The organism is Clostridium sp. JN-1 (assembly GCF_003718715.1).
Taxonomy (GTDB): domain Bacteria; phylum Bacillota; class Clostridia; order Clostridiales; family Clostridiaceae; genus Clostridium_AV.
Window position 1 is genome coordinate 1,007,059 of the sequence record NZ_CP033465.1, and the last position, 18,088, is coordinate 1,025,146.

An 18,088-nucleotide genomic window follows, 5' to 3' on the forward strand; every position below is an offset into this window, starting at 1 on the left:
TTATAAATAATGTTGGTATTGTTTAATAAACGATGTTAAAATAACTTTAAATATAAATAATGAAAAGGAGTCCTTATACATGATAAAATTAAAGGATATACTGCTTGAAAATCCAATAATAGCGGCAATTAGAAATAACGATGATTTAGAAAGCGTTTTAGAAAGTAAGGCTGATGTTATATTTGTATTGTATGGAGACATACTAAATATAGGACAAATATGTAAAAAGATAAAGCAAAAAAATAAAATTGTATTTGTACATGTGGATTTAATCGAGGGTTTAAGAGGTGATTCATCAGGAATCAGGTATATAAAAGAGAGTGCTAATCCAGACGGTATAATAAGTACAAAGGCTTCTAATATTAAATATGGCAATAAGTTAGGTATGTACACTATTCAGAGAATATTTATTATAGATTCGCTTTCATTAAAGACAGGTATAAAAAACATTCATGAAACTAATCCAAATGCAGTAGAAGTAATGCCGGGGGTTGCAAGCAAGATAATAAGCAGTATGGAGAAGGAAGTAAATACTTATATAATTGCTGGAGGACTTATAAAAACTAAAAAGGATGTAATAGATTCTCTATCAGCAGGGGCTTTGGCTATATCTACTACTGAAAGAATGTTATGGAGTATGGAGTAAAACTTAAACATTGAAAAGTTTAATTATGTATTGTATTGTAGTACTATAATACAATACATATGTAAATTGGCAGAGACTATGAGAAGCCATGTGTTTTTAAAAAAACTTTTATTAAAAGGATTTTTTGGCATATGACTTTTAATTTTGTTTAAATGAAAACGTTATAAATATAAGGAGGAAGTAAAACTATGGCAAAGTATATTATGGCATTGGATCAAGGTACAACTAGCTCGAGGTGTATAATATTTAATGAAAAAGGATTAGCTGTTAGTACAGCACAAAAAGAATTTAAACAAGTTTATCCAGAAGCAGGATGGGTTGAGCACAATCCTATGGAAATATGGGCAACTCAATTCGGGGTTGCTTCAGAAGCTTTGATAAAGTCAAACATAGATGCCAAGGATATAGCCGGCATTGGTATTACTAACCAAAGGGAAACTACAGTAGTTTGGGATAAGAGAACGGGACTTCCTGTATATAATGCAATAGTATGGCAGTGTAGAAGAACATCAAATTATTGTGATGAATTAAGAGCAAAAGGTATTGATAAGGTTATAAAAGAAAAGACAGGACTTGTGTTAGATGCTTATTTTTCAGGCACAAAGATAAAATGGATTTTAGATAATGTACCTGGTGCAAGAAAAGAAGCTGAGAGGGGAAACTTAGCTTTTGGTAATATAGATACATGGCTTATATGGAACCTTACAAAGGGAAAAGTATATGTAACAGATTATACAAATGCTTCAAGGACAATGTTATTTAATATACATGAATTAAAATGGGACAAAGAATTGTTAGAATTATTGGATATACCAGAAAGTATGCTTCCAGAGGTAAAACCATCCAGCTGCATATATGGAGAAACAGATAAAAACTTATTTGGAGTAAGTATTCCTATAGCTGGTGATGCAGGAGATCAACAAGCAGCTTTATTTGGACAGACATGTTTTAAACCTGGAACTGCTAAAAATACTTATGGTACTGGATGTTTCTTACTTATGAATACTGGTGAAAAAGCAGTAGAATCCAAAAACGGATTATTAACAACTATAGCAGTTGGCATAGATGGAAAAGTTGAATATGCTTTAGAAGGAAGTATATTTATAGGAGGAGCTGTTATACAATGGCTTCGTGATGAACTTAGAATGATTAAATCAGCTCCAGAGTCAGAAAAATATTGTACAGCAGTTAAAGATACTAATGGAGTATATTTAGTTCCTGCATTTGTTGGAATAGGAGCACCATATTGGGATCAATATGCAAGGGGAACAATAGTAGGACTTACAAGGGGAGCTAAAAAAGAACATTTTATAAGAGCAGCAGTAGAATCACTTGCATATCAAACTTATGATGTACTTAAAGCTATGGAGGAAGATTCTGGTATAGAGCTTAAAGAACTTAAAGTGGATGGAGGAGCATGTGCTAATAATTTCTTAATGCAATTCCAATCTGACGTATTAAATGTTCAAGTTGACAGACCAGAAGTAATAGAAACAACAGCACTAGGAGCTGCGTATCTTGCAGGAATAGCAGTAGGGTATTGGAAAGACAGAGATGAAGTATCCCAAAACTGGGCACTATCAAGGAGCTTTGAACCAACTATAGCTGATGATAAGAGAAGTGAACTTCTTAAAGGATGGCATGAAGCAGTAAAACGTTCTATGAACTGGGCAAAATAGTTAGATAAATACGTTAATATTAAGATCTTGCAGTATAAGCGTTACTGCAGGATCTTTTATTATAGGCAATTTTTATGTATAATGGTATATGAATTGAATTTTTAGTCAAATGGAGGATCAATAATGAAGAGCGGATATATAGATATATTTTTATCAACAATTTTATTTAGTACTATGGAAATAGCTTTGAAATTAGTATCAAATCAATTCAATCCTATACAAATGACCTTTTTAAGATTTTTTATAGGTGGTATAGTATTACTGCCGTTAGCTATAAAGAACACAAAGAGTCCATTAAAAAAGGAAGACTTTAAATTTTTTGCAGTACAGGGATTTATTTGTGTTGTAGTTAGTATGGTATTTTTCCAATTAGCAGTAGAATATGGTAAAGCATCGATTGTTGCAATATTATTTAGCTGCAATCCTGTATTTGTAGTTTTGTTTGCATATTTTATGGTTAATGAAAAAATATATAAAACAACTATTATATCATTAATAATTAGCGTTTTGGGCATGCTTTGTATAATGAATCCATTGAATATGACAAACAATGTAAATAGTATAATATTTGCAATTTTAGCAGCTGTAACATTTGCGTTATATGGAGTAACTGGTAAAAAGAAAAGTAATGAGTTCGGCGGTGTAGCTCAAAGTTGTTTTAGCTTCATAATGGGAAGTGTTGAGATGCTTATACTCATCCTTTTAACAAAGATAAGCTTTGTATCCAACTTTTTTTCAAACCACGGATTAAAGATGTTTGCAAATATACCAATTTTAAAAGGTATTACACTTCAAAGTCTGCCAAGTTTAATTTATATTGGAGTATTTGTAACTGGACTTGGATATACATTTTACTTTTTAGCCATGGAAAAAACTACTGCAGCCACAGCATCATTGGTATTTTATATCAAACCAGCTTTAGCTCCAATTTTAGCACTGATAATATTAAAGGAAGATATTGCTATAAACACAGTTTTAGGTATTGTTTTAATTATTCTAAGTTCAGGTATAACCTTTGCAGCAAATAGTAAAAGGGATAGACAAAACAGTATCGAACAAGAAAAATGTGTATAATAAAAATAGAGGACATAGGACAGAGAAGGTTGATTTTTCTCAGCTGTGCTGCGAAAAATCTTTAATTTAAAAAAGACCCTTATTCTTTTGTTTCTTGGGGAGTACTACTCTCCTAAGTAAACAGAGATTTAGCATCAAAATTCCAGTAAAAATTTTATTTTTACTGGAATTTTATTTTTTTACACTTAATTAAAGAGCTGGTAAGCTCGCAGACCGTTAGGTCATAAAAATAAATACACTTACTTCTGCCCCAAGAAATCCTAATAAGTCAATTTCCAGTTTTATTTTGAGATTAGGTCTTTTCAAACAATGGATTATCCCAACCGTTTTCTATAGTAAGTCTTTCATTTCTTATATCTTCAATAATATCTATTTGAAGCATACGCTTCTTTCTAAACCCTCTTATACATCTAAAAAAATATAATTGCATTAAATTAAATGTTATTATTATAAACATCAAAACTGTCTCTATGCCAGCAGGGCTGTGAAAAAAGCGATGATCTAAATACTATCAAATAATTCTACTGTAAATACTCATAAACCTTTATAATCCAAAGGACTATCGTCCTATAAACTTTTTAAGTGCTAAACTTCTGTAAGTTAGCAATGTTTCGCTTTAGCGAAACGAGTTATCAAAAATTTAATTAAAGATTTTTAGCAGCGCAGCGGAGAAAAATCCTCCTTCTCTGTCCTTTGTCCTCTGTCCTCTGTTTTTGTGTCCTTTAAAAAATGCATTGCATTTTTAGCAAATTGCAGCTGCATAGTGCTATACTAAAAGGTATAAATTGTTATTAAAGTTAGGAGTGTGTTTGTTATGAAGAAGGCTTTAGTTTTATTTGCAGATGGTTTTGAAGAAATTGAAGCGCTGACAGTAGTGGATGTGCTTAGAAGAGGTGAGGTTGACTGCCTAATGTGTTCTACAAGTGATACAAAGTGCGTTAAAGGAGCACATGATGTAAATATACAATGTAATATATTGCTAAAACAAGTTAATCCAAGTGATTATGGAGCACTTATTATACCAGGTGGAATGCCGGGAGCTGAAAATTTAAGAGATAATGATGAAGTTATAAATTTAGTGAAAAGATTCAACAGCGAAAATAAGATTTTAGGAGCAATATGTGCAGGACCAATAGTATTTGAAAAGGCAGGAGTATTAAAAGAAATAAGTGCAACTTCATATCCTGGATTTAAAGATAAATTACATGCAGGTAAATATATAGAAAATAAGGTAGTTGTACAAGATAAAAATATAATAACTAGTAGAGGACCTGCAACAGCACCGTATTTCGCATTTAAGATATTGGAAAACTTAACAGACAAAGATACTGCGGACAATATAAAAAATGATATGCTTATAAGTTTCGTAGAAAATGTAATTTAAGTAAAAAGTTTTTATGAGCTTATTATTAAATGAATTAAAAAAATTATGGTGAAATTGAATAAGATATGATTTTAACAACTGTTTATAAGCATATACTTGCTGCAAATAATATTTGACTTTATTTGCAGCAAGTATTTTTATTTAACATATTTTACTGCATTTTTATGCCTTAAACGTGTATAAGTTAAATTGTATAATGCGTAATTTGATAAACTTAAAATATACTTAATATTATGAATATATGCATTTTAACTCTATAATTAGTAACTTAAAAAAAAAACGATAAACATAAATGTCATGTGATTAAATTAAATTTTTTAAAGTAAAATGAGTTAAGAGTGTCATAAAAAGCATTATGATAAAAACATAGAATAATATATAATCATTCATTATTAAAACAAAGCTTAAGTATTATGCTTTTAGAGGTGTGAATGATGGAAATAAAATTAGGAAAATTGCTCATAGGGAAAAGTTTAAAAACAGATCAATTAAAAAGTCAAAAGTTCAACGTATTTTGGGGACTCCCTATTATGTCTAGTGATGCTATATCATCAGTAGCTTATGCTGGAGAAGAAATTTTAATTGTTCTTATACCTGTTCTCGGATTGATGTCATATAAATATATGTTTTATGCTTCAATGTGTATAGTAACCTTAATGTTTATTCTAGTGTTTTCTTATAGACAAACTATAGATAGTTATCCAAATGGCGGGGGATCTTATATAGTTGCTAAGGATAATTTAGGAACAACAGCTGGTCTTGTAGCAGGCTCAGCTCTATCAATAGACTATGTACTTACAGTTGCTGTTAGCAGCTGCGCAGGAACAGCAGCAATAACTTCTGCAGTACCATCGCTGCTGCCTTACAGGGTTATTATTACTATACTTCTCATAATGTTTATAACTATTGGCAACTTAAGAGGAATAAGAGAATCATCGAGAATGTTTGGAATACCTACTTATTTATTTGTACTTTCCATACTTGCAATGCTTATAACTGGTATTGTTAAAGTAAATGTGTATGGATATATTCCTCAGCCGCTTTATACAATACCAAAAGCTGCAGGTGATATAAGTTTATTTTTATTTTTAAGAGCGTTTGCCTCAGGGTGTACAGCCTTAACTGGAGTAGAAGCTGTTAGCAATGGTGTCCCAAATTTTAAAGAACCTTCACAAAAAAATGCAAAAAGGGTACTTGAATTACTTGCACTAATTATATTAATTATGTTTGGAGGAATATCTTATTTGGCAACCTTGTATCATGCAGTTCCAAACCCTAATGTAACGGTTGTTGCACAAATTGCAAAACAAGTTTTTGGACAAACAGGAATAATGTTTTATGTAGTTCAAATTACAACAGCAATAATATTAGTTATGGCAACTAATACAGCTTTTTCAGGACTACCTTTGTTATTTGCACTTATGGCTAAGGATGGATTTTTGCCGAGACAGTTTTCAAAAAGAGGAAAAAGACTTAGTTTTTCAAATGGTATTATAGTTTTAGGTGTACTTGCATGTTTGTTAGTTATTATTTCTAATGGTGATGATCATGTACTATTATCAATGTATGCTGTAGGAGTTTTCATTTCATTTACATTGTCACAATCTGGAATGTTTGTGAGATGGATTAGAAATAAGGGTAAAGGCTGGAGACATAAGGCAGCTATAAATGGTTTCGGAGCATTAGTAACTTTTACTACAGTAGTAATATTAGGTATAACAAAATTTAAGGCTGGTGCATGGATAATCTTAATATTAATACCTGTTATGATAATTGTAATGAGCAAAATAAAGGAACATTATACAAAGGTAGCCAAACAGTTGAAATTAAGCCTTAATGAAAAACCTAAAGAAATAAATTTTGCAGAACAAAAAAGATACGTAATCGTACCAATAGACACTTTAAATAGATCATTTTTAAAAGCATTAAATTATGCTAGAACCATATCGGATAATATAATAGTATTTCATGTATCGGTAGATGATGAAGCCACAGATAGATTATTAAATAAATGGGATAAATATAATATTGGAATTCCTATTGTAGTTAAAAAGTCTCCTTATAGAAGTATACTTGGACCGCTAGTTAAATTTATAGAATCAGAGGAATATACTGCAGGAAAAAATGATACTATAACTGTAGTGCTGCCTCAGTTTGTAGTTAAAAAGTGGTGGGGTAATATACTGCATAATCAAACAGCTTTATTTATAAAAACTATGCTTGTTAGAAGAAGGAATATAGCTATAGTTACGATACCTTATATAATTAATGAATAGAAAGAGAGGCAAACCCTCTCTTTTTTGTTGTATAATTTAAAATTAAGAGTTAAAAATTTATATAGGAGTGTAATAGTTATGAAAAAGGTTATTTTAGATAATGGAATAGTTTTAATATATGAATATAGACCTTCAGAATTGACTTCTTTTTGTATAGGATTTAATGCAGGGGCTTTAGAGGAAAAAGACAAGTTTAATTGGGGAACAGCACATGTAGTAGAACATATGATATCAAAAGGTACTAAAAAAAGAAGTGAAAAAGTTATAAATGAATTGTGTGATAGAATATTTGGATTTGAAAATGCTATGACTAATTTTTCATATGTTGTATATTATGGAACTTGTTTATCTCAAAACTTTAAAAGCGGTTTTGAAGTATACTCTGATATATTGTTAAATCCACTTTTTTCTGAGGTTGGATTTAGTGAAGAAATGAATGTGATATCACAAGAGCTAAAAGAGTGGAAAGAAAACATATATCAATATTGCGAAGATTTGGCATTATACAATGCATTTTTGAAAAAGAGAATAAGGATACCCATAATTGGAGAGGAAAACAGTATAAGGTCAATAACTTTAGATGATATAAGGAAGTTTTATGAAACTTATTATGCTCCTCAAAATTGTGTTATAAGCGTATGTTCTTCTTTAAAGTTTGAAGACGTATTAGACGTTGTAAATAAGTATATTGGCAGTTGGAAAAGAGATTTTAGCGGCATAAATCCATGTATATATGAAAAAAATAAGGCTGGTACTTTTGCCCAAAGGTTAGACGGAGTAAAAGGAGCTAAAATCCAATATATTTTTTCAATAGATGATTTGAATTTAAAGGAATTTAAAAATTTAAACTTATTTAATACAGCTTTTGGAGATGGATTAAGCAGTATACTATTTGATGAAATAAGGACAAATTATGGTCTTGCATACGATGTCGCAAGCAGAATAAATTACGATAGGGGAAGTAAATTTTTTACTATAACAATGGGAACGTCCAGTCAAAATGTAGAAATGGCTTTAAAATTAACAAATTCTAAAATTGAACAGATAAAAAATGATGATAAATTTTTTATTAGGGAAAAAATAAGTTATTTAAATGATAGAATAAAGCTAAAAAAACAATTGAGACTTGAGAAGGCAATTCAACTTTGCAAGGATCTAACTTGCTGTGAATTGATGTATAATTCAGCAGAGCTTGTATACAAACAAACACAAGGTCTTGATAAAGTAAATTCATGTCAAATACTTGAGACTATAAACAAAGTTTTAAATGGTGCTGCAGTACAAATAATATTCACCCCAGGGGTGTAAATTTTTCCAAAAGGTTTTTCTTAAGCGCAGCCGGAGAAAAATCAACCTTCTTTGTCCTCTGTCCTCTAAAAAATGTTTTACATTTTTAACATATTATGAATTACAGTTGTATATATGGAAAGTATATCAATTTTGGATTATAATGTATTTGGTCAGCGTATTAGTAAATATATTTAAGTTTTATATTTTGATTTAGTATTTTTAATGTGAAAGAGGAAATATATGAGCAAGTGGATGATAAAAAATAAAAAATGCAATATAAAGAGAATTTGCAGCGCTATAAATGAAAACGAAACAGTAATTAAGATAATGCTAAATAGAAATATCTACACACTAAATGGAATGAAACATTTTTTAAAACCATCATTTGATGATTTACATGACCCGTTGGAAATGAAAGATATTGGAAAAGCAGTTGATATAATAATTAATAGTATAAATAAAAAATTAAAAATATTAGCTATAAGCGATTATGATGTCGATGGAATAATGAGTGTATTTATACTTTGCAGTGCAATAGAGGATTGCGGAGGAAGTATTGAATACTATATTCCCGATAGAGTTACTGAAGGATACGGCATAAATAAAAGCATAATAGATAAAGCATATAAGGGAAATTATGATGTTATTATAACGTGTGATAATGGAATTGCAGCTATTGAGCAAATTAAGTATGCAAAAGAATTAGGAATAACAGTAATTGTTACAGATCATCATGATATACCCTTTGTAGAAGATGAATTTCAAAATAGAAAGTACATAGTGCCAGATGCTGATGCTGTGGTAAATCCTAAACAGTTTGATTGTAAATATCCATTTAAGTCATTGTGCGGTGCAGGAATAGTTTTTAAATTTGTACAATTGCTTTATAATAAAATTAAAGGGAAAAAACAAGAAGCTGATAAGTTTATTGAGTATGCAGCTATTGCTACTATTTGTGATGTAGTAGATTTAGCAGATGAAAACAGATTTATTGTAAAATATGGACTAAGCTTACTTAATAATACCAAAAATTTAGGGCTAAAGGCATTAAAAGAGATTACTGGAGTTAGCGGCAAGAAAATGAACTCGTATATAATAGGATTTATAATAGGTCCGTGCTTCAATGCTGCTGGAAGATTGGAACATGCATCTACGTCATTGAAATTGCTTTTGTCTGATAGTGAAAGCAAAGCAAAAGAGTTAGCACTTAAGTTATATGAACTAAATAAAGAAAGACAAAGTATGACAAGTGCTGGAGTAGATGAAGCTGTAAAATACATAGAGAATTCTTGCACTGCGAATAATAAGGTGTTAGTTATTTATCTACCAGAACTTCATGAGAGTATTGCTGGAATAGTTGCTGGGAGAATAAGGGAAATATATAATTTGCCAGCAATTTTGCTTACTAAAGGGATGAACGGTGTAAAGGGATCTGGAAGATCTATTGACGGCTATAACATGTTTGAAGAATTATTAAAATGTAAGGATTTGCTGGAGAAGTTTGGTGGACATCCTATGGCTGCAGGTTTATCTCTAAAACAGTCAAACATAAAAACACTTACAAAAATGTTAAATGACAACTGCAGGTTAAAAGATGAAGATGTTATTCCTAGAATAACTATAGATTGTCAGCTGCCATTTAAAAAGATAACATTAGAATTTGCTAAAAAGATAAGAAGTTTAGAACCATTTGGAAAGGGAAATCCCAGACCTATATTTGCAGAAAAAGGTGTGAATATAATAAATATAACTACTTTAGGTAAGAAGCATAACGTATTAAAGTTAGCATTAAGGAAAGATAGTGTATGGTTAAATGCAGTAATGTTTGAAGGTTTAGAAGAATTTAAAAAGTTAATAGGTAATGAAAATAACTTAAATCGTATAAAATTTGATATTGTATTTTACGTAAGCATTAACGAATATATGGGAAATGAGTATCTTCAATTACAGATAAAAGAGTTGAGAAAATCTATTTCGCAGTATTAAAATGCATAATTTATTTTTGATATATTTATTTATATTTTAACTAAACTTAGACAGGAGAAAGTATAAATGAAAGATGAAAGAGAAAAATTTTTGGAACTTTCAACAGAACTAAATACTAAATGTAATATTATAGAGATACTTAGAAATAAGGAAAAAGAACATTTAATGTACTTAAAAGATGTTATAAATAACATATCAGAGGGTATAGTAGTTTTTGATTCCAATGAAAAAATAAGTTTATGCAATAAAGCTGTATCTAAAATATTGGGCTTAACGGTTTTGGAGTTAGTAAATAAGCTGAGACTATTTGAAAAATATTATATCTATCTAGAAAATTACGGAAGGGGAAGCCAAGAGGATGCTGTAGAACTTTATAATAAATATATGAAAAATAAAAAGCCCATGAAAAATATTGTGCTTAAGCTCAGAGAAAAATCTTCCCTTAATGATAAGTATTTAGAACTAAATAGTAATCCCATAATAAAGAACAATGAACTAGCCTATACAATTCTTACAATAAAGGATGTTACTGAAAAAAGAGTTCACCGGATAAATTCACAAAAACAAGCCAAGTTTGTGAAAAATGTAGTCGATACAGTAGAAGTTCCAATAGCTGTGGTAGAATATCCTAAAATGAAGTACAAGCTCACTAATAAAAAATATGAGCAGATAATTAGATGTCAATCTAAATCAAATAAAACTTTGATCTTTGATAGTAAAAAACCCAAGTATATAAATTATAATTTATGTAAGATATTACAAGGCACAGCCTGTAACTATAAAACATATACCGTAAATCCATACAGTACAAAGGACAAAAATGGAAGTGAAAGATTTTACAAGCTAAAGTTTATACCGTATAAAAATAATGATAATAGCATTAATATACACATACATGGTTCTGATATAACTGAAGAAGTAAACCATAATATTGAACTTGAAAAGGTAACAAAACTAAAAGATGAATTCTTTACAATTATATCTCATGAATTAAGAACCCCACTTACCATAATATATTCCTCAATTCAATTAGCTTATGATGTATATAAAGACGAAATAACACCTAATATGGGGAAAACACTTTTTAGAATAAATCAAAATTGCAGTAGATTACTCAAACTTACCAATAATATACTAGATATATCAAAAGCAGAAGCCGGTTTTTTGACTTTAAACAATTCAGATTTTGATATAGTTTATATAAGTGAAACTATTGTAAATTCTGTAAATGAATACGCAGTTAGTAGAGACATAGAATTGATATTTGATACTAATCAGGAAGAGTGCAGTGTGAAAATGGACAAGGATAAGTATGAAAAGATACTGCTTAACTTGCTTTCAAATGCTATAAAATTTACTCCAGAAGGTAAGAGAATACTAGTATCACTAGATATAGAGGAAAACATTTTTTATCTAAGTGTGAAAGACTCTGGTGTTGGAATAGCTGATGATAAAATAAGTCATATTTTTGATAGATTTGCTCAAATTAATAGTTCACTATCTAGGAGGGCAGAGGGTACTGGCATAGGCCTTGCCTTAGTAAAAAAATTGGTAGAACTCATGGATGGAAAAATTACAGTTAAGAGTAAATTGGGAAAAGGAACAGAGTTTGTAATTAAATTAAAAAAAATAAATGCAGAAACAAATGGAAGCAAAAGTTGTGTTATTTTGGCAGAAGATATCAAGGATAGAATAAATATAGAGTTTTCAGATATAAATTAAGAGAGAATACAAAATTTTGTATTCTCTCTACTGTTGTTATAATCTTTTTTCGTAGTCTTCAACCATCCTCTTAACCATTTCTCCGCCTACAGAACCACATTGTCTTGATGTTAAGTCACCATTATAATCGGAAAATGGTACATCTAGCTCATCTGCAACTTCCATTTTAAAATTATCTAATGCTTCCCTAGCTTCTGGTACTAATTTGTTTGATCTATTTGACACAGCGATTACCTCCTCTTTTTAGTTTTAAAGTAATTAAGGTGGATAAACTCTGATGTCTTGTTAAAATAATTTTAAAAATTTGTTTTATTAACTAGATCATTATTATATTAACCACCTTCAAAAATAATATTCACCCCAGGGGTGTAAATTTTTCCATTATGAATTGCAGTTCAAAAAATAATTTATAATTTAAATTTTATTTGTTTATTTAAAAAAAAGTAGTATTATAATTAAGGAGAAATATATTTTGTGGTTAGCTTATATTTAAGGTATATCCACCAAATCGTTGATTTAGTAATTATTAACTATTAATTGTTAAAAGGGGTGCAGTAATTGAAAAAGATAATAATGACAGGTGGGGGTTCAGCTGGACACGTAACACCAAATTTAGCTTTAATCCCTAAGTTAAAGAAGATGGGATACGAAGTTCAGTATATAGGTACTGAAGATGGTATAGAGAGAAAAATAATTGAGAAACAGAACATAAAATATCATGTCATATCCAGTGGAAAATTGAGAAGATACTTCGATGTAAAAAACTTTACAGATCCATTTAAGGTTTTAAAAGGTATAATTCAATCTACACTTATAATAAAAAGAGAAAAACCCAATATAGTGTTCTCAAAAGGGGGATTTGTCTCAGTACCAGTTGTTATTGGAGCTAATTTTAATAAGGTTCCAGTTATTGCCCATGAATCTGATATTACTCCAGGACTTGCAAATAAGCTGTCAGTCCCATATTGTACTAAGGTTTGTGTAACTTTTCCCGAATCTCAAAAATATATAAAAGATAATAAGGCTGTACTTACAGGTACACCTATAAGGGAAGAACTCATAAATGGAAGCAGTATACTAGGTAAACGAATATGTGGATTTGAAGATAAAAAGCCTGTGCTGCTTGTAATAGGCGGAAGTTTAGGCTCTAAATTTATAAATGATACTATAAGAGAATGTATTGATAAATTAACAAGAGATTATAATGTAGTTCATATATGCGGAAAAAACAACATAGATAATAATTTAAAAAATAAAAAAGGGTATGTACAATTTGAATATGTAAATGAAGAATTGCCCCATATAATGAATTCAGCAGATTTAGTTATATCAAGAGCTGGAGCAAATGTAATATTTGAACTGCTGGCATTAAAAAAGCCTAATATTCTAATACCTCTTTCTAAAAAGTCAAGTAGAGGAGATCAAATTTTAGATGCAAGGTCTTTTGAAAAAAGTGGTTACAGTATGGTTTTACAGGAAGATGGTTTAGATGGAAAATTGCTTATAGATAAATTAGCAGAATTACAAAAAAATAGGGCAAAATATGTTAAAAATATGGAATCTAGTTCTATAAAAAATGGAGTTGATAAAATTATAGAATTGATAAATAGATATTCAATCTAAAAAATCTTAATTTGAATTTTAAGGTGTATATTACTGGTACTAAATGACTTAAATTAAACAATTTTTGAGAAACGTGCAATAAAACTTTGCAAAATTAATTTATATTTTCTATAACTTTTAAAATTAAGTTTTACATATAACAAATTTTGTTGTATAGTAAAAATAGAAGATAAATTTATTTGGATATTAAGTAATTTTGGTGTATGTTTACGTTTTTTGTGCCTAGAATGGTATAAAGGTCTTACCATGTTTAAGTAAACGCAAACACTATTAAAATAAGTTAGAAAAAGTTGTCATTTTTAAAATCAGTATATCAAAAAAAGATTATAAGAATTATGCTTAAATACTGCATAATCTTATTTATAAATTTTCTTAAATATAATAGAAAGAAGGGAAATTTTTTATGAGAAAAATGAAGACTATGGATGGAAACACTGCTGCAGCACATATTTCATATGCATTTACTGATGTAGCAGCTATTTATCCAATAACTCCTTCATCACCAATGGCAGAACACGTTGATGAGTGGGTATCCCAAGGAAGAAAGAATATTTTTGGACAAACTGTAAAGGTTATGGAAATGCAATCAGAAGCAGGTGCCGCTGGTGCAGTACATGGTTCATTACAAGCAGGAGCATTAACTACTACATATACTGCATCACAAGGTTTCTTATTAATGATACCTAATCTTTATAAAATAGCTGGAGAACTTTTACCTGGAGTATTCCACGTAACAGCAAGAGCTTTAGCTGCTAATTCACTTAATATATTTGGAGATCATCAAGATGTAATGGCTGCAAGACAAACAGGATGTGCCCTTCTTGCTGAAAGTTCAGTACAGCAAGTTATGGATTTATCTGCAGTAGCTCATCTAGCAGCAATAAAAGGAAGAGTTCCATTCATTAACTTCTTTGATGGATTTAGAACTTCACATGAAATTCAAAAAATAGAAGTATTAGAATATGATGAGTTAGCTAAATTAGTTGATATGGATGCTGTAAATGCATTTAGAAGACATGGTTTAAATCCAGACCATCCAGTAACTAGAGGAACAGCTCAAAACCCAGATATATACTTCCAGGAAAGAGAAGTAAGTAATAAATTCTATGAAAAACTTCCAGAAATCGTTGAAAATTACATGAAAGAAATAACTAAATTAACTGGAAGAGAATATCATCTATTTAATTATTATGGAGCACCAGATGCTGATAGAATGATAATAGCAATGGGTTCCGTATGTGATGTTGTAGAAGAAACAATAGATTATCTAAGAGCTAAGGGAGAAAAAGTTGGTCTACTTACAGTTCACTTATATAGACCATTCTCATTAGAACATTTCTTTAAATATATACCAAAGACAGTTAAGAAGATTGCTGTTCTTGATAGAACTAAGGAACCAGGATCAGCTGGAGAACCTTTATACTTAGATGTTAAGAATGCATTCTATGGAAAAGAAAATCAACCAGTAATAGTTGGAGGAAGATATGGATTAGGATCAAAAGATACTGTTCCAGCTCATATTTTACCAATATTTGAAAATTTAAAATCAAATAATCCAAAGAATGGATTTACAGTTGCAATAGTTGATGATGTAACTAATACTTCACTTCCAGTAGGAGAAGATATAGATACAACACCAGAAGGAACTACAGCTTGTAAGTTCTGGGGATTAGGATCAGATGGTACTGTTGGTGCAAACAAGAGTGCTATAAAGATCATTGGAGATCATACAGACATGTATGCTCAAGGATACTTTGCATATGATTCAAAAAAATCTGGCGGTATAACAGTTTCTCACTTAAGATTTGGTAAGAAACCAATTAAATCTCCATATTTAATAAACAAAGCTGATTTTATAGCTTGTCATAAACAATCATATGTTTATAAATACAATGTATTAGAAGGATTAAAGAAGGGTGGTAAGTTCTTACTTAACACTACTTGTAGTCCAGAAGTAGTAGAAGAAAAATTACCAGCATCAATGAAGAGATATATTGCTAATAACAATATTGAATTCTATATATTAAATGCTGTTAAAATAGCTCAAGAAATAGGTCTTGGCGGAAGAGTAAACATGATATGCCAAGCTGCATTCTTCAAGATTGCAAACATCATTCCAGTAGAAGATGCTGTTAAATACTTAAAACAGGCTGTTGTAACTAACTACGGCAAAAAAGGTCAAAAAGTTGTTGACATGAACAACGCTGCAATAGATCAAGGTGTTGGTGCTATTGTTAAAATCAATGTTCCTGATTCATGGAAAGATGCAGTAGATGCTGAAGCAGCAGCTGCAGTAGATGCTCCAGAATTCGTAAAGAACATTCTTCAACCAATGAATAGACAAGATGGAGACAAACTTCCAGTAAGTGCTTTCGTAGGAATGGAAGATGGTACATTCCCAGCAGGTACAGCAGCTTATGAAAAGAGAGGAATTGCTATAAACGTTCCTGAATGGCAGATGGATAAATGTATTCAATGTAATCAGTGTTCATTTATATGCCCTCATGCAGCAATAAGACCTGTTCTTTTAAATGAAGAAGAAGTTAAAAATGCACCTAAGGGATTTGCTGCTAAAGATGCATCAGGAGCTAAGGGATTAAAATTCACTATGGCTGTTTCACCACTTGATTGTACAGGATGCGGAAACTGTGCTCAAGTATGTCCAGCTAAAGACAAAGCTCTTGTTATGAAACCTCTTGAAACTCAAGCTGATAAAGCTGCAGCATGGGATTATGCTATGGGAGTATCACCAAAGGCAAATCCAATGAACAAATTTAGTGTTAAAGGAAGCCAATTTGAGAAACCTCTATTAGAGTTCTCAGGTTCTTGCGGCGGCTGTGGAGAAACTCCATATGCTAAAATTGTTACTCAATTATTTGGTGACAGAATGATGATAGCTAATGCTACTGGATGTTCATCAATTTGGGGAGCTTCAGCACCAGCAATGCCATATACTAAAAACAATGAAGGACATGGACCAGCATGGGCTAACTCATTATTTGAAGATAATGCTGAATTTGGTCTTGGAATGTTCTTAGGAGTTAAACAAGTAAGAGATAGATTAGTTGATAAAGCTAAAGAAGCTGTTGAATCAGGAAAAGTTAGTGCTGAATTAAAGGACGCTTTAAATGATTGGACAAGTAATATAAATGAAGGCGAAGGCACAAGAGAAAGAGCAAATAAACTTACAGCTTTACTTGAAAAAGAAAAAGGTAATGATAAAGCTGTTGAAGAACTCTACACTAATAAAGATTTCTTAGTTAAGAGATCACAATGGATATTTGGTGGAGACGGCTGGGCTTATGATATAGGATATGGTGGATTAGATCATGTTCTTGCATCAGGAGAAGATGTAAATGTTCTTGTATTTGATACAGAAGTTTACTCAAATACTGGTGGACAATCATCAAAATCAACTCCAGCAGCTGCAGTAGCTAAATTTGCATCAAGTGGTAAGAAAACTAAGAAAAAAGATCTTGGTATGATGGCTATGAGCTATGGATATGTTTATGTAGCACAAGTATCAATGGGTGCTGACAAGAATCAAACATTAAAAGCTTTGAAAGAAGCTGAAGCTTACAAAGGACCATCATTAGTTATCTGCTATGCTCCATGTATAAATCACGGCTTAAAAGCAGGTATGGGATGCAGCCAATTAGAATCTAAAAAAGCTGTAGACTGTGGATACTGGGCATTATATAGATTTAACCCAGAATTAAAATCAGAAGGCAAAAATCCATTTGCATTGGATTCAAAAGAGCCAACTGGAAACTTTAGAGATTTCTTAATGGGTGAAGTAAGATACTCTTCACTTGCTAAGCAGTTCCCAGGACAAGCAGAAGCATTATTTGAAAAAACTCAAAAAGATGCTCAAGAAAGACTTGAAGGTTACAAAAAACTTGCTAATAAGTAAAACAACATTAAAGGGAGTTCTATTTTATCAGAACTCCCTTTTTAAAATGCATAAATAATATTATTTTGCAAAAAATACTTTTAATATTATGTGAATAAGGGTAAAATTAGAACATAACGTATATAAGGAGGTCTTGTAATGGATAAAGAAAACTTAAATGAAAATAGCGGATGCGGCTGTGGAGATTCAAGCTGCGGCTGTGAAGAACATAATCATGAGCACGGTGATGAATGTGATTGTGGATGTGGATGTGGAGAACATGAATCCTTAATAGTCGATCTAGAAGATGAAAATGGTAATGTAGTTCCATGCGAAGTTGTAGATGGATTTCAATATAAGGAAAATGAATATGCTGTAGTTCAAAATCCTGAGAATGAATCAGTTTATCTATTTAAAGTAGTGGGAGAAGGCGATGAAGGAGAACTTGTTATACCTGAAGATGATGAGTTTGAAGAAGCATCGACTTATTATAATGATTTAACTTCGGATAAATAA

13 protein-coding genes are annotated in these 18,088 nt (G+C 30.7%); 11 read left to right on the plus strand and 2 right to left on the minus strand.

Annotation, left to right across the window (positions count from 1 at the left end; genetic code table 11):
* Positions 1-82: 82 nt before the first annotated feature.
* The 3 genes from EBB51_RS04930 (at position 83) to EBB51_RS04940 (ending at position 3,399) form a co-directional block, all read left to right on the plus strand.
* The gene (locus EBB51_RS04930; RefSeq protein WP_123054985.1) at positions 83-646 is read left to right on the plus strand and encodes a glycerol-3-phosphate responsive antiterminator; all 564 of its coding nucleotides are present in this window, start codon (positions 83-85) and stop codon (positions 644-646) included.
* A gap of 188 nt (positions 647-834) precedes the next feature.
* Complete coding sequence (glpK, locus tag EBB51_RS04935) at positions 835-2,325, plus strand: glycerol kinase GlpK (protein WP_123053436.1); 1,491 nt, start codon at positions 835-837, stop codon at positions 2,323-2,325.
* 123 nt (positions 2,326-2,448) lie between these two features.
* Positions 2,449-3,399 carry a DMT family transporter gene (locus tag EBB51_RS04940; RefSeq protein ID WP_123053437.1) on the plus strand — a complete coding sequence of 317 codons (951 nt, stop codon included), beginning with the start codon at positions 2,449-2,451 and terminating at the stop codon, positions 3,397-3,399.
* A gap of 292 nt (positions 3,400-3,691) precedes the next feature.
* On the opposite strand, the gene EBB51_RS04945 is transcribed toward EBB51_RS04940, so the two are convergent.
* The gene (locus tag EBB51_RS04945) at positions 3,692-3,856 is read right to left on the minus strand and encodes a hypothetical protein (protein WP_207667292.1); all 165 of its coding nucleotides are present in this window, start codon (positions 3,854-3,856) and stop codon (positions 3,692-3,694) included.
* A gap of 357 nt (positions 3,857-4,213) precedes the next feature.
* Between EBB51_RS04945 and EBB51_RS04950 the strand changes: the two genes are divergently transcribed.
* From EBB51_RS04950 to EBB51_RS04970, 5 genes are all read left to right on the plus strand, one after another.
* On the plus strand, positions 4,214-4,783 hold the full coding sequence (locus EBB51_RS04950; RefSeq protein WP_123053438.1) for a DJ-1 family glyoxalase III: 570 nt from the start codon (positions 4,214-4,216) through the stop codon (positions 4,781-4,783).
* A 434-nt stretch (positions 4,784-5,217) separates the two neighbouring features.
* Positions 5,218-7,059: an APC family permease gene (locus tag EBB51_RS04955; RefSeq protein ID WP_123053439.1), complete on the plus strand. Its 1,842-nt coding sequence runs from the start codon at positions 5,218-5,220 to the stop codon at positions 7,057-7,059.
* Between the two features lie 78 nt (positions 7,060-7,137).
* Positions 7,138-8,367 (plus strand): pitrilysin family protein, encoded by a 1,230-nt coding sequence (locus EBB51_RS04960; protein ID WP_123053440.1) that lies wholly within the window; start codon positions 7,138-7,140, stop codon positions 8,365-8,367.
* Between the two features lie 222 nt (positions 8,368-8,589).
* Positions 8,590-10,335, plus strand: coding sequence for a single-stranded-DNA-specific exonuclease RecJ (recJ, locus tag EBB51_RS04965; RefSeq protein ID WP_123053441.1), 1,746 nt, complete (start codon positions 8,590-8,592; stop codon positions 10,333-10,335).
* Positions 10,336-10,401: 66 nt separating this feature from the next.
* Positions 10,402-12,057 carry a PAS domain-containing sensor histidine kinase gene (locus tag EBB51_RS04970; protein ID WP_123053442.1) on the plus strand — a complete coding sequence of 552 codons (1,656 nt, stop codon included), beginning with the start codon at positions 10,402-10,404 and terminating at the stop codon, positions 12,055-12,057.
* A 36-nt stretch (positions 12,058-12,093) separates the two neighbouring features.
* Here the strand turns inward: EBB51_RS04970 and EBB51_RS04975 are convergent, their stop codons facing one another.
* On the minus strand, positions 12,094-12,282 hold the full coding sequence (locus EBB51_RS04975) for an alpha/beta-type small acid-soluble spore protein (protein WP_123053443.1): 189 nt from the start codon (positions 12,280-12,282) through the stop codon (positions 12,094-12,096).
* 333 nt (positions 12,283-12,615) lie between these two features.
* Here EBB51_RS04975 and EBB51_RS04980 point away from each other — a divergent pair, with 333 nt between their 5' ends.
* The 3 genes from EBB51_RS04980 (at position 12,616) to EBB51_RS04990 (ending at position 18,088) form a co-directional block, all read left to right on the plus strand.
* Complete coding sequence (locus EBB51_RS04980) at positions 12,616-13,680, plus strand: undecaprenyldiphospho-muramoylpentapeptide beta-N-acetylglucosaminyltransferase (protein ID WP_123053444.1); 1,065 nt, start codon at positions 12,616-12,618, stop codon at positions 13,678-13,680.
* A gap of 403 nt (positions 13,681-14,083) precedes the next feature.
* Positions 14,084-17,593, plus strand: a complete 3,510-nt coding sequence (gene nifJ / locus EBB51_RS04985; RefSeq protein ID WP_123053445.1) for a pyruvate:ferredoxin (flavodoxin) oxidoreductase — start codon at positions 14,084-14,086, stop codon at positions 17,591-17,593.
* Between the two features lie 138 nt (positions 17,594-17,731).
* The gene (locus EBB51_RS04990; RefSeq protein WP_123053446.1) at positions 17,732-18,088 is read left to right on the plus strand and encodes a DUF1292 domain-containing protein; all 357 of its coding nucleotides are present in this window, start codon (positions 17,732-17,734) and stop codon (positions 18,086-18,088) included.

What these genes read in the sequence shown, in the direction of transcription:
- nifJ (WP_123053445.1), top strand. Translation starts at nt 14,084, where the DNA reads ATGAGAAAAATGAAGACTATGGATGGAAACACTGCTGCAGCACATATT.
- EBB51_RS04945 (WP_207667292.1), bottom strand. Translation starts at nt 3,856, where the DNA reads ATGTTTATAATAATAACATTTAATTTAATGCAATTATATTTTTTTAGA.
- EBB51_RS04970 (WP_123053442.1), top strand. Translation starts at nt 10,402, where the DNA reads ATGAAAGATGAAAGAGAAAAATTTTTGGAACTTTCAACAGAACTAAAT.
- EBB51_RS04950 (WP_123053438.1), top strand. Translation starts at nt 4,214, where the DNA reads ATGAAGAAGGCTTTAGTTTTATTTGCAGATGGTTTTGAAGAAATTGAA.
- EBB51_RS04955 (WP_123053439.1), top strand. Translation starts at nt 5,218, where the DNA reads ATGGAAATAAAATTAGGAAAATTGCTCATAGGGAAAAGTTTAAAAACA.
- EBB51_RS04990 (WP_123053446.1), top strand. Translation starts at nt 17,732, where the DNA reads ATGGATAAAGAAAACTTAAATGAAAATAGCGGATGCGGCTGTGGAGAT.
- EBB51_RS04940 (WP_123053437.1), top strand. Translation starts at nt 2,449, where the DNA reads ATGAAGAGCGGATATATAGATATATTTTTATCAACAATTTTATTTAGT.
- EBB51_RS04960 (WP_123053440.1), top strand. Translation starts at nt 7,138, where the DNA reads ATGAAAAAGGTTATTTTAGATAATGGAATAGTTTTAATATATGAATAT.
- glpK (WP_123053436.1), top strand. Translation starts at nt 835, where the DNA reads ATGGCAAAGTATATTATGGCATTGGATCAAGGTACAACTAGCTCGAGG.
- recJ (WP_123053441.1), top strand. Translation starts at nt 8,590, where the DNA reads ATGAGCAAGTGGATGATAAAAAATAAAAAATGCAATATAAAGAGAATT.